Raw genomic sequence first — 13,014 nt, forward strand, 5'->3', positions numbered from 1 at the left:
AAAAATAATCCGTGTTCTTAACACGACTATGGCTAGTCCACTTAATCGTAAATTTTGTGGCTTGGTCAAAAACAACAAGGACCTAATTATGGTGAAACAACCTAAAAAAACCACTGCAAACGCTGATGTAGATATGACCCCGATGCTCGATATTGTATTTATATTGCTGATATTTTTTATCGTTACAACCTCATTTGTTAAAGAGCGCGCTATAGAAGTCAATCGCCCTTTAGCAAAACCAACTCTTGAAAACCCAAAAAAACAAGCGCAATTTACTATTACTGAAAACGACAGTATTTACTTTGCAAACCGACTTATAACACCAGAGCAAATTATAGCTAACCTCGCGTTATTTGCCGCACAGTTTGAAATGACACAGGTGCAAGTAACTGCAAGTGAGCAAAGCAGCCACAAAACCTTAGTCACCTTGCTTGATAAAATAAAACAATATCAAGATGTTCCAATCTCTATAAGCACGTCTCTATAACTAAAAAAGGGCCTAACGGCCCTTTGAAGGTTAAATAATAAAGGAATCGATAGGATTTTTAGAACTTATATTCTGCGCCTACGTAGTAGTACGCACCGTTAAAGCCAAAGGGTGCTGAGCGACGTGAATAAGTGAACACACCCGGGCTTGAAACAATAGTGTTTCCATTTGCATCAACAATGGTACCCGAACGCGAATTACCAATGGTATTCTTATCGGGGTAAACATCAAATAAGTTGTTTGCACCAATATTAAACGACAGATTTTCGTTAAAGAAGTAGTTAACTTTTACGTCAGTTAAGATTTCAGCACCATACGTTTGGCGACCTCCATCTTCTACCGTGTACTCACCGTAACGATTAAGTGATAAATTGACCGTCCAGTCTTCTAGTCGGTAAAGTGCACTTAAGTTAATGCGGTCTTCGGGTTGCCACTCTTCAATAATCGATGTTTCTTGCGCAGAAAACACATCTTCAACCGGAATCGTTTCAAGCCCACTGCCTGCAGGGGTGAATAAATCAACGACATCCGTTTTTGTAAAGTTAGCAGCAAAAGTAAAATCAAGTGTTCCACCAAGGCCCTCGGTATTCCACGTTGCGACTAAATCAACCCCTTCGGTTTCTGTATCAGCGCCATTTAAGAAGAACTGTCCAGCTCCCGCGCCAGCGCTTTCTAACGCTGCATCTAATGTGTCGGATAATCCTTTCCCTAAACGATTACTGATCACAATACGGTCATCGATATCAATCGCATAGTAGTCAATAGTCAGGTTGATGTTATCTGTGACGTTGTAAACAATCCCTAAACTACGATTTTGCGATTTCTCTTCTTTAAGTTTAGGAATACCAATAGATTGCGCCAACGTACTGTCATTTCTGAAGGTGCCCACTTGCTCTGCAATTAAGTCACCATTTGGTCCAACAACAAACTGTGTGCTTACGTTATTAAAGTACAGCTGCTGCATTGAAGGCGCTCTGAATCCTGTGCTCACAGCCCCACGTAACGAAACATCTTCAGTGATTGACCAGTTACCCGCCAGTTTAAAGTTAACGGTATCGCCAAAACCTTTATAGTTATCGTAACGAAGTGCACCTGAGATAATCACATCATCAATTACATACGTTTCAGCGTCTAAATAAAATGAAATTACATCGCGTGACTCATCCACTGACGAGGCCGGATCGGAACCACCAAACCCTTGAGCACCACTTGCAGCATCAACACTTCCTATGCCGTCATTAAGGCCTGCATAAATACTTACCCCATCAACTGTATCGTAATCACGATACGCATACTCACTTCCCTCTAGGATGCGAAATTCATCGGTACGAAGCTCAGCACCCAACGCCAGCGAAAAGTGCTCGTAATCTTTGGTGTAGTCAAGATTGAGTGTTTGTAGTGATAACTCAAGACCATAGGCATACGCCGAGCGCGGGATCGTAGTTCGAATTTCGTCAGCCGTTAAGCCTTGCTCATAACGAAGGTAATTAGCATACGAGCCATTAATCGTATCGCTTGTGGTGTAATCGATGCTGTTTTCGCCATAGGTGTATGACAAATCAATACTCGCGTCATTATCAAATGATTTTTTGAAACCAACATTGTAGGACACGTCATCGATTACTGTGTTAATTTTTGGTAGAAACCCCATAGGAATGGTTGCATCGCCATCTTGTAAAACAGGGTTACCACTTTCATTGGCATTATGTCGGAAGAATGCGGCTGATTCATTTTCACGGTTCGAATAAGTAATAAAACCATAAAGCTCACCACCAGCAAGTTCATAGCCTGTATTAACTGTGAGGGCAAATTGCTGTGAATCTGCATCACCAATTCTAAAAGTATCGCGCGGGGCTGTTAGCTCACGAGGATCGCCCGCGAGTAATGTGCCATCTTCAAGCTCAGTACAGCCATAAAATTGACATGAACCATGTAAGCCTGCACGGTTTGTTGGCGCACGATCTCGATAATTAATCGTCGTATTTAAATACCCTTCGTCGCCTAACGCAAACCCTTTATTAAAATCGATATTAACTGTTTCGCCATCGCCCTCTGAGTACTCACCATAATTAATCGCCGCTTTACCGCCTTCTTCTGCGTCTTTTAATACGATGTTGATAACGCCCGCAATCGCATCTGAACCATATTGTGCTGCGGCACCATCACGCAAGACTTCAATACGTTTGATGGATGCAGCAGGAATCGCATTCATGTCTGTACCGGCCGTACCACGACCAACAGAGGTATTGATATGAATAATACTTGCCTGGTGACGGCGCTTACCATTAATCAGAACTAACGTTTGATCGGGCCCTAAACCGCGCAATGTTGCTGGTCTTAACGCATCTGTACCATCGCTGATAGACGAGCTGGAAAAGTTAAATGAAGGCGCAATGGCTTGCAACATACGGCCAACCTCAGTTTGACCTGTATTTTCCAGTGCTTCTGCGCTTAAAATATCTACCGGTACAGGTAAATCTTCAACTGAACGCCCTGCGACACGGCTACCCACGACAGCTATTTTCTCAATATTTTCCTGTGCAGCTTGATCAGCAGCTACCGCCTGTGTATTCGAAGCAAACAGTAACGGCACGACTGCAGCGCTGATCCCTGAAAGGTTTTTCATGTTGTTATCTTTCCTATTGATTTGTTTGAGTTTTATACTCAGTAAACCATTTTGATCAACAACCGCATCGAGCTCAGTGCCTTTTAGCATGGCATCTAACGCATCTAATTTGGTGTAAAAACCAAACACAGATTGCGCTTGATATTGCTTTGCTAAATCGAACGAAAATATGACTGTTTGGTCGGTTTGCTTTGCAAATTCAATCAAAGCCAAATCAGCTCGTTGCGCTTTAATATCAAATTGCAGCATTTGTTTTTCAGCAGCGATGACTGTTTGACTTACATTCAGTCCATAAACAAAACAGGCCGCTGGTAACAAATACACATGTTTACTGCGCAACTTAACCAAACAGTTGAGAAAGAAAAATCCACTACATAAATTTAATTTTTTTGTGTTTAATTTTTTATGACAAGCAGCGTCTGCACCATTAACTGCATGAAATAAGTGTGCTCTCATAAGCAATATTAACTTTTAGTCGCTAAGGTCAAAGTAACACGATGTTCACCTAATCGTTGATGTTCAACAGCTAAGTTAGCAGCCAAAGAATCAAGTAAGCCTTTAATGTCGCCAGCTTTAAATACTCCCGCCACTTTCAATGTTGAGAGTTCAGGGTCAAGGAGTTCAAAGCGTGTTGCGGTGTATCGACTCACTTCCTGTAATGCGTCGCTGAGGGGCTCACCATTAAAAATAAGCATGCCATGTTGCCACGCTAAATCACGTTGCACATCATCTGCTGATAATTGTTTTATTGGCTCTGTTTTACTGTGTTTAATCAATGCTTTTTCACCTGAAACAACAACATTCGCTTTAAGTTTTTTAATATCGTTGCTGGTGTCTGTTGCATCTTTAAGACGATTAAAATCAGTGGCGTCAACCTGAGTACTGGGGTCGGCAATCATCACTTTGCCTTCTGTTACAACGAGTTCTAGATCTGATGCCGTGTTCCGCTGCACGTTAAACACAGTGCCTAATGCCGTAAACGATTTATCACCCGCTATCACAGTGAATGGACGACTCGCATCTTTTGCAACATTAAATCGTCCTTCACCTCGATTCAAAATGAGTTGGCGACGATTACCTGTGTATGCAACTTCAAGATTTGTGTTGGTATTTAACTGAACAATAGTACTGTCTGGCAGGACAAAGGTGGCTTGTTCGCCGACTTTTGTTCGGTAAATTTTTGTAAATTTAGCATGATCGTTTTCAGCTGAATGCCAATAGCTTGAATAGATTAACATGATGCAACCAAGTAGCATCACCACTAAAAAGCTCGCAGCGGTAGCCATCCCAAATGAAGTACTTTGTTTTGTAGGCGCTTTATGTGGAAACAAGCTGCTTAATTCATTTAGCACACTCATTTCATCCCATAATTGTGCTAACTCAAACAATGCATCCTGATGCGCTCTGCTTTGACTTGCCCAAACTTGTAATTGTTTAACTTCCTCATCTGATAAGCCACGGTCAATCGCGCTTATCCAACGGCTTGCCTGCGCTTGAATCATGTCGTGTGAGGTAAATGGGTGAACATTACTCATTTATTCACCTCTTTGGCTGTAAATGTGTTTGTTTCAGGGTAATTGTTTTGTTGAATATCGTGGGCTTTCATCGCACGGTGCGCATGTAACAATCCTTTAGCGATATGTTTTTCAACAGTGCTCGTACTTAGGTTCATTTCTTTGGCAATTTCCTTTTGGCTCAAACCATATACTTTTTTAAGGATAAAACACTTTTTAACTTGTGGGCTCAATTCATTTGTTACACGACAAAAGAACAAAAATCGCTCTTTAGAGGTGACTTCATCTTCCAACGCCATTGTGCGCATATGACGTTCAACTTGCTGCTGTTCATCCAATGAATCTTTGTATTTATTATCCCATTTAGCTATATGATTAAGTGCTAAGTGCTTCGCTGTTTTAAGCATATAACTGTGCGTAAATTCAATATTTTGCTTGAGATCAGCCTCATAACTTTTAATAAAGGTTTCTTGCACTATGTCTTCGACATCATCTGGGCTCACAATGCGAGATACAAAGCGCCTTAGTTTATTAGATATTTCAGCAAACGTTGATGTTACCCCAATGTGTTTCGTCATCCCTAACTCACCTTTATTATTTTTATTACTTTAGGGTACGAGTTTTCATTATAAATACAAGCGTATTTGTTAAATTTTTGTTCCTCACGTAAACAAAGATTTCATAAACTCATACAAAGTCTGTTTTTACGAGTTGCTAAACTACAAAACAACTTAATATAGCCTCCTGTGAGCCACTGTGCCGACAGGCAAAAAACCAGACTATCAAGTCAATACAATTATACCAACCTGTCATAATACTGAATCATTCTGAGGGAGAGACCTGTCGCTACCTGCGCTAAACATGTCTGATTTACGCCTGCATGGATGCAGGTGGTAGAGCAATGCAGGAGCAATTGCCGAGAACACCTAAATAACGACTCTTTTGCCTCCTTAGCAACGACGTTTATCGCCTCAAAATAGCTCACTTCGTTAAGCAAATTGGTATGGATGAACTGGCTAAATTATTTAATCACTAACCCGCAATTAGAGTACACTGTATGTGCGCTATCTCTTTGTGAAGATAGCATTTAATTCTCTGATTATCTCACCTGTAAAAAGTAAACTAAAGGGTGTACCTTTCGCTAATTTGGGTATAAACTAAACGCGCTTAATTTCTGCATAGTATCGCCTTTCGATAGTGTATAGGCTATTTTCTATGCTTACCTACTTAACAATTGGACTGTGGAGTAAACATGCGCCTGCCTTTCGCGTCTGCCAAATTATCATTATCTGCGTTGTTTTTTGTAACTGCACCTTTACTATTACAAGGTTGCTCAGAAGCACCTCAGCAGCAACAGGGTCAAATGCACCCTGCCGCGGTAGCAACTATGACAATGACACCGCAAGATGCCCCCTTTACTATCGAATTACCTGCTACGTTGTCTGGTTCAAAAGAAGTCGAAGTTCGTGCTCGCGTTGCGGGAATTCTTGAATCACGTAATTTTGAAGAAGGTCAACGTGTTGAACAAGGTCACTCTTTATTTACTATCGACCTTGAACCTTATCAATTAGCGGTTGACCGTGCTCAAGCTGCACTTGATGGAGCCAATGCAGCGTTAGTACAAGCTAACAGAGATGTAAAACGTTTAGCTAAATTACGCGCAGAAAAATCTGTGTCGCAACGCGATTACGATAATGCGAGTTCAGCTTACGACATTGCAAAAACAGATCTCGAGGCGGCGAAAGTTGCCCTAAAACAAGCGCAGTTGAACCTTGAATATGCACAAGTTAAAGCCCCGGTTGCCGGTGTAATGGGTCGTGAATTTGTCTCAGAAGGGACCTTTGTATCGGGGCCCGATTTATTGCTTACACAAATGACACAGTTTGATCCAATCCGTATCCGCTTTGGTTTATCTGAGCGAGAGCAGTTACAAATGCGTCAAGATGTTCAAAATGGCTCTCTGACCTTACCTGAGCAAGGCCATTGGCAAACAAAAATTAAACTTCAAGACGGCTCTGTGTACGGTAAAACAGGTGAAGTTAACTTCTCAGATGTGCGTATTAACCCAAATACAGGCACCAGTGAATTTCAAGCGATTATTCCAAACCCTGATTTTCAATTACGTCCTGGTCAATTCGTCCGTATTGAGTTAAGTGGTGCTGTGCGTAAAAATGCGATCATTGTGCCACAGCGTGCTGTACTGGATAACGGCACAGGTAAGTTTGTGTACGTTGTCAGTAAAAATGAGCAAGGCATGGATGTTGCCCTGCCGGCTCCCGTAACGGTAGGAGAATGGGTTAAACAACCAAATAACGAGCAATATCAGAACTTTTGGCTGATTAAAAGTGGCCTTAAAGAAGGCGATAACGTGATAGTTGATGGAATGGCGCGTATTTTCTTCCCTGGTATGCCAGTGAATGTTGGCCAATCGGCTGCAAATTCAAACCACGCAGAATAAACACAGGGAGTCTTATGTTTTCTCGTTATTTTATAGACAGACCTATTTTTGCGTTTGTTATATCTATTGTCATCGTATTGGCAGGTCTTGCTGCCATGCGCAGTTTACCCATTGCCCAATACCCTGAAATTGCGCCCCCAGTCGTTCAAGTAACAGCTGCATACCCAGGTGCGTCTGCAGACGTACTTGAGCAAACAGTTGCTGCCCCAATTGAAAATGCGATCACCGGTGTTGAAGGCATGATGTATATGTCATCAACCTCGACGAGTGCAGGTTCAACCACTATTGAAGTCACATTTGAAATTGGCACAGACGTAGACCAAGCCGCAGTAAATGTGAACAACCGTGTTAAACAAGTTGAAGCGCGTTTACCAGAAGAAACACGCCGTCAAGGTGTGGTTGTTCAAAAAGGCTCATCCAGCTTTTTACAAGTGCATGCCTTTTATTCACCGGATGGTTCTCGCTCAAGTTTATGGACATCAAACTATGTCACCATGAACGTGCTAGACCGTGTAAAACGTATTCCAGGCACTACGAGTGTGCAGATTTTTGGTGCCAAAGACTACGCTATGCGCATTTGGTTGCGTCCTGATGTTATGAGTCAATTAGGCGTGACTGTCGAAGAGGTGGCCGGAGCGATTCGCGTTCAAAACTCCCAATATGCCGCAGGTAAAATTGGCGCTACCCCCACTGCATCCTCACCACAAGAGCTTGTTTATAGTGTAACGGCACAAGGCAGACTCTCTGAGCCTGAACAGTTTGAAAACATTATTATCCGTTCAAACCCAGATGGCAGTAGCTTACGCTTGAAGGATGTCGCGCGTGTTGAGCTCGGGTCCAAAGATTATAACTTTAAAGGCACAATCAACGGTAAAGAAGCGGTCCTGTTGGGTATTTTCTTACAACCCGGCGCGAATGCACTTGATGTCGCAGACGAAGTAAATACTGTAATCGAAGAGATGAAAAGCCAGTTTCCAACCGGTCTCTCACATTTAACTTCTTACGACACGACACGTTTTGTTGAAGTCTCAATTCGTGAAGTTGTTAAAACACTGCTCGAAGCCATGGTATTGGTATTTTTAGTAGTGTATTTATTTTTGCAAAACTGGCGCGCAACATTAATCCCCACCCTTGCTGTGCCTGTGTCTCTGCTTGGAACATTTGCCGGCATGTACATGCTTGGCTATTCGATTAACTCATTGACGTTATTTGGTATGGTGCTCTCGATAGGTATCGTGGTTGATGATGCCATTGTGGTACTCGAAAACGTTGAGCGTATTATGCACGAAGAACACTTAAGTGCACGCGAAGCGGCAATTAAAGCAATGCGTGAGGTCAGTGGCCCTGTTGTTGCAATCGTTTTAGTGCTGTGTTCTGTGTTTGTGCCTATTGCATTTTTAGGCGGCTTAACTGGTGAATTGTTCCGTCAATTTGCGATCACCATCTCTATTGCGGTGAGCTTATCGGGCGTAGTTGCACTAACCATGACACCTGCATTATGCGTCCTAATCTTAAAACAAGAGCATAAACAAACCGCGCGGTTTTTCTTATGGTTTAATGCAACCTTCACAAAAATTACGAGCCGTTATGTTGGTGCCGTCGGATTTATGGTTCGTCGTGGATTACTCGGCTTAATACTCATGACAGCAATGATTGCTGCCACAATTGGACTGTGGCAGAACACACCCGGTTCATTAGTACCAGACGAAGATCAGGGCTATTACATTTCGGCTATTTTCTTACCCGATGGTTCATCGCTTGAGCGTACAGAGCACGTTACTCAACAAGTTGTTAAAGCGGTGCAATCAAACCCTGCCAACGAAAACGTCGTGGCATTTACGGGGTTTGACTTTATCGGTGGCGGGTATAAAAACAGCGCTGCAACCTTGTTTGTCACTCAAAAACATTGGGATGAACGCGAGGTCGACACGAAAGCGCTTGTTCAAGAATTGTTTATGAAAACAGCCGGGATAAAAGAAGCACTGGTACTTGCCTTTAATCCCCCCGCTATTTTTGGTCTGGGAAATACAGGTGGTTTTGAGTTTTATATTCAAAACAAAGGTGACAGTGACCCTGATAAACTGCAACAAGCAATGCAGTTAATGACAGCAGAAGCACAAAAGAGCCCTATCATTAGTGGCCTTCAAACTCTGTGGCGCCCAGATGCCCCGCAACTGCGTGTTGATGTTGACCGCGAGCAAGCTCGTGCAATGGGGGTTGAAATAGACGATGCCTTTACCGCACTGGCTGGTAACCTAGGCACCTATTATGTAAACGACTTCAATAAGTTTGGCCGTGCATGGCAAGTGCTTATGTCTGCGGATGCTGAATTTAGAATGAAACCTGATGACATCAAACGTATCTATGTTAAAAACAACCTAGGCAATATGGTGCCCTTGTCAGCGTTTACAACAATTGAATACAGCCGAGGCCCTGAGAACTTAAACCGCTACAATAACTTACCAGCCGTAAAACTAATGGGTAATGCAGCACCAGGTTATAGCTCAGGCCAAGCAATTGCCGAAGTAGAACGGATCGCAAACGCAGTGCTCCCCCCTAACATGACCTACGAATGGACAGGGTCTGCGTACCAAGAAAAACGCAGTTCAGGGACAACGGGTATTGCACTAGGGCTTGCTGTGATCATGGTGTTTTTAATTCTGGCAGCATTGTATGAACGTTGGTCATTACCGCTCTCAGTGATGCTAGCATTACCCTTTGGTACGTTTGGTGCATTGATTGCTGTTTGGCTGGTAGGCATGACTAACGACGTTTACTTCCAAATTGGCTTAGTCACCCTACTCGGTCTAGCGAGTAAAAATGCCATATTAATCGTTGAGTATGCGCTAATGAAACATCAACAAGGGTGGAGCGCAAGTACTGCTGCATTGGAAGCAGCTCGCTTACGTTTTAGACCCATTATTATGACCTCATTAGCCTTTATATTGGGTGTTGTACCATTGGTGTTAAGCTCAGGTGCCGGTGCTGGAGCCCGTCACAGCGTTGGTACAGGCGTAATGGGCGGCATGATGGCGGCTACCTTCCTCGCAGTGTTCTTTGTACCGCTGTTCTTTTATTGGCTGACTGAGCGTAAGTTAACTGAAAAACGTTCAAGGCAAGAGCTTGCTGATGAAATTGCTGCGCACCATAAGCAAGAGCATGTCGATACGCAAGAAGGCAACTTATAAAAAACGAAGGGCAAACAATAAGTTTGCCCTTTTTTTATAAGTCATTTGTCAGTATTTCATTACTGGTAATTTGTGCTTTGCGGCGCTAATATTAACTAAATATGTGTGGAGTACAGCATGAACAATCAAAAATTAAGCGAATTTGAGCAATACTTTCAGATAGAAGAAAGCAACCGCGTGAACTTATACGCTGTTGAGCCACATGTTGTGCCGAAAACGCATGCTGAACTTGAAGCCGATATTCCCGCCCTATTTAAGCTTGCAAATGAAGTGAATGAACTTGAGCAAAGTACATTACGCCCACTGCGTAATTTAGGTGACATAGCTCAAGAGCTGGCCATATTTTTACAAGCTCAATCACGTAAAATAGACTTGATTATGAGCCACATTCTGGCCTCTGAACAGCCCGAAGATAACGCAAATTATTGTGATAGTTATGGTGGCGGTGGCGTAAAACTCACATCGACTGAGGTATACGAATTAGGGCAAACGTTTAGAACCAAACTATTTTTGCAGCATGAAGCATCAGCGATATATTGTTATACCGAATTAGTTGCGATTGAAAAGCGCGATGATGATAAATACCAATACACTTTATTATTCACTGCCATTCGCGATGCAGACCAAGATTTAGTCGTTCGGGCAGCATTGCATGCACAAACTCGCCAGCTTAAAAAACGTCAACAAGAAAACACGTCGCAAAGCAGTTAAAAATCCTGCTTTATCGCGCACAAAAAGCTGACATCTATGGCTAAAATGCTAAACTAGCCCCACCTTTGTTTGTTTAATACCTTCATGAAATTTAGACTTTTACCTGAATGGGCTGAGCAAGACGCTGTAATGCTCACTTGGCCGCACCAAGATACCGATTGGGCTGCAATTTTAACGGTTGTAGAACCCGTTTACGTCGCCCTATGTCAAGCAATTAGCCAACAACAAGATGTGGTGATTGTTGCTCATAACGACGCACTTAAAAACCACATAAGTGCCCTACTGGCCGACGCGGGTGTTGATGCACACCGTATTCACTTTGTCGTTACCCCGTGCAACGATACATGGGCTCGCGACCATGGACCGTTAACCTGTGCGAACCTTGATAACGCAGCTGATTTAAAAATCATGGATTTTATTTTTAATGGCTGGGGTAATAAATTCGAAAGCCAGCTTGATAACCATATTAATCAAGTGCTCGTCAAACAACTAGCAAACCCAAACACGGCTTATCAGCAAAGTGATTTAGTGCTTGAAGGTGGCGGCGTTGAAATTAATGAGCACGGTGTGCTGTTGACGACCAGTGAATGTTTGTTAAACCCGAATCGTAATCCATCGTTATCTAAAACAGACATCGAGCAAATCCTTAAAGAACAATTAGGTGCCGAATCGTTTTTATGGGTTGATCACGGCTATTTAGCGGGTGATGACACAGACAGCCACATTGATACGTTAGTGCGTTTTGCACCAAACAATACGCTTGTATACGTTAAGTGTGATGACGAAAATGATGAGCATTTTGCTGCATTAGACGCGATGGAAAAACAGTTACACACGTTTAAAACACACCAAGGTGAAGATTACAGGCTTATCGCTCTTCCTTGGCCTAAAGCGGTGTTTAACGATGACGGTGACAGATTACCCGCCACTTATGCCAATTATTTAATCATCAATAAAACAGTGCTTGTGCCAATTTACGGTGATGAACATGACTCACTGGCATTAGCTCAAATTGCAATGGCCTACCCAGAACACACCGTACTGGGTATTAACTGTTTACCAATTATCCATCAGTTTGGCAGTTTACACTGCATTACGATGCAATTACCGCGCGGCTTTTTAGCAGGAGCAAACAATGACTAAACCAACGCATTTAAAGGTTGCCCTTGTTCAGCAATCTAATTCTGATAACGCCCAAGAAAACATGGCAAAATCAATTGCAGGCATTCGTGATGCAGCAAGCCAAGGCGCTAAACTGGTTGTTCTTCAAGAACTACACCGCAGTTTATATTTCTGCCAAACAGAAGACGTTGATGTTTTCGATTTAGCAGAAACAATTCCAGGCCCAAGTACAGACACACTGGGTGCGCTGGCAAAAGAGTTAAATGTGGTGATCGTGTCATCATTATTCGAAAAGCGTGCCACAGGCCTTTACCATAACACCGCCGTTGTACTTGAAACAGACGGCAGCATTGCGGGTAAATACCGTAAAATGCACATTCCGGATGATCCGGGGTTTTACGAGAAGTTTTACTTCACACCGGGGGATTTAGGGTTTCAACCAATTCAAACCTCAGTGGGTAAACTCGGTGTGCTAGTATGTTGGGATCAATGGTTCCCTGAAGCCGCACGCTTAATGGCGATGGCGGGAGCTGAAATCTTAATTTACCCAACAGCCATCGGCTGGGATCCTCGTGATGATAAAGACGAGCAAACGCGTCAAAAAGACGCCTGGGTTATTTCACAGCGTGCGCATGCTGTTGCCAATGGTGTGCCCGTTATTAGCTGTAACCGCGTTGGTCATGAAAGTGATCCAAGTGCGCAAAGCGAGGGTATTCAGTTTTGGGGTAATTCGTTTATCGCAGGCCCTCAAGGTGAAATCCTTGCACACGCAAATAACAGCGACGAGCAGTTACTTGTTGTTGAACTTGACCAACAACGCAGCGAAAACATTCGCCGTATTTGGCCATACCTACGTGATCGTCGCATCGACCACTATCAGGATCTAACAAAAATTTATCGAGACTAAA

9 protein-coding genes are annotated in these 13,014 nt (G+C 43.0%); 6 read left to right on the top strand and 3 right to left on the bottom strand.

Annotation, left to right across the window (positions count from 1 at the left end):
* Positions 1-88 precede the first annotated feature (88 nt).
* Positions 89-487 (top strand): biopolymer transporter ExbD, encoded by a 399-nt coding sequence (locus GZH31_RS09205; RefSeq protein ID WP_036969180.1) that lies wholly within the window; start codon positions 89-91, stop codon positions 485-487.
* A gap of 58 nt (positions 488-545) precedes the next feature.
* Here GZH31_RS09205 and GZH31_RS09210 read toward each other — a convergent pair whose 3' ends face one another.
* The 3 genes from GZH31_RS09210 to GZH31_RS09220 form a co-directional block, all read right to left on the bottom strand.
* Positions 546-3,452: a TonB-dependent receptor plug domain-containing protein gene (locus tag GZH31_RS09210; RefSeq protein WP_374027184.1), complete on the bottom strand. Its 2,907-nt coding sequence runs from the start codon at positions 3,450-3,452 to the stop codon at positions 546-548.
* 125 nt (positions 3,453-3,577) lie between these two features.
* Complete coding sequence (locus tag GZH31_RS09215; protein WP_036967913.1) at positions 3,578-4,648, bottom strand: FecR family protein; 1,071 nt, start codon at positions 4,646-4,648, stop codon at positions 3,578-3,580.
* Entirely contained in the window at positions 4,645-5,205 is a 561-nt protein-coding gene (locus GZH31_RS09220) for an RNA polymerase sigma factor (RefSeq protein ID WP_074989402.1), read from the bottom strand. The genes GZH31_RS09215 and GZH31_RS09220 overlap by 4 nt, the downstream gene beginning before the upstream one ends.
* A 674-nt stretch (positions 5,206-5,879) precedes the next feature.
* Between GZH31_RS09220 and GZH31_RS09225 the strand changes: the two genes are divergently transcribed.
* From GZH31_RS09225 to GZH31_RS09245, 5 genes are all read left to right on the top strand, one after another.
* On the top strand, positions 5,880-7,085 hold the full coding sequence (locus GZH31_RS09225; protein ID WP_065978498.1) for an efflux RND transporter periplasmic adaptor subunit: 1,206 nt from the start codon (positions 5,880-5,882) through the stop codon (positions 7,083-7,085).
* A 14-nt stretch (positions 7,086-7,099) separates the two neighbouring features.
* Positions 7,100-10,273, top strand: a complete 3,174-nt coding sequence (locus tag GZH31_RS09230) for an efflux RND transporter permease subunit (RefSeq protein WP_036967904.1) — start codon at positions 7,100-7,102, stop codon at positions 10,271-10,273.
* A 117-nt stretch (positions 10,274-10,390) separates the two neighbouring features.
* Positions 10,391-10,984 (top strand): hypothetical protein, encoded by a 594-nt coding sequence (locus GZH31_RS09235; protein WP_065978500.1) that lies wholly within the window; start codon positions 10,391-10,393, stop codon positions 10,982-10,984.
* Positions 10,985-11,068: 84 nt separating this feature from the next.
* Positions 11,069-12,127, top strand: a complete 1,059-nt coding sequence (locus tag GZH31_RS09240; RefSeq protein WP_118844375.1) for an agmatine/peptidylarginine deiminase — start codon at positions 11,069-11,071, stop codon at positions 12,125-12,127.
* A complete protein-coding gene (locus GZH31_RS09245) occupies positions 12,120-13,013 on the top strand; it encodes a carbon-nitrogen hydrolase (RefSeq protein ID WP_036967897.1) in 894 nt (297 codons plus the stop codon). Before GZH31_RS09240 ends, GZH31_RS09245 begins: the two co-directional genes overlap by 8 nt.
* Position 13,014 lies beyond the last annotated feature (1 nt).

Source organism: Pseudoalteromonas sp. JSTW (assembly GCF_013423925.1).
Classification (GTDB): domain Bacteria; phylum Pseudomonadota; class Gammaproteobacteria; order Enterobacterales; family Alteromonadaceae; genus Pseudoalteromonas; species Pseudoalteromonas lipolytica.

What these genes read in the sequence shown, in the direction of transcription:
- GZH31_RS09230 (WP_036967904.1), top strand. Translation starts at nt 7,100, where the DNA reads ATGTTTTCTCGTTATTTTATAGACAGACCTATTTTTGCGTTTGTTATA.
- GZH31_RS09220 (WP_074989402.1), bottom strand. Translation starts at nt 5,205, where the DNA reads ATGACGAAACACATTGGGGTAACATCAACGTTTGCTGAAATATCTAAT.
- GZH31_RS09245 (WP_036967897.1), top strand. Translation starts at nt 12,120, where the DNA reads ATGACTAAACCAACGCATTTAAAGGTTGCCCTTGTTCAGCAATCTAAT.
- GZH31_RS09235 (WP_065978500.1), top strand. Translation starts at nt 10,391, where the DNA reads ATGAACAATCAAAAATTAAGCGAATTTGAGCAATACTTTCAGATAGAA.
- GZH31_RS09215 (WP_036967913.1), bottom strand. Translation starts at nt 4,648, where the DNA reads ATGAGTAATGTTCACCCATTTACCTCACACGACATGATTCAAGCGCAG.
- GZH31_RS09225 (WP_065978498.1), top strand. Translation starts at nt 5,880, where the DNA reads ATGCGCCTGCCTTTCGCGTCTGCCAAATTATCATTATCTGCGTTGTTT.
- GZH31_RS09240 (WP_118844375.1), top strand. Translation starts at nt 11,069, where the DNA reads ATGAAATTTAGACTTTTACCTGAATGGGCTGAGCAAGACGCTGTAATG.
- GZH31_RS09205 (WP_036969180.1), top strand. Translation starts at nt 89, where the DNA reads ATGGTGAAACAACCTAAAAAAACCACTGCAAACGCTGATGTAGATATG.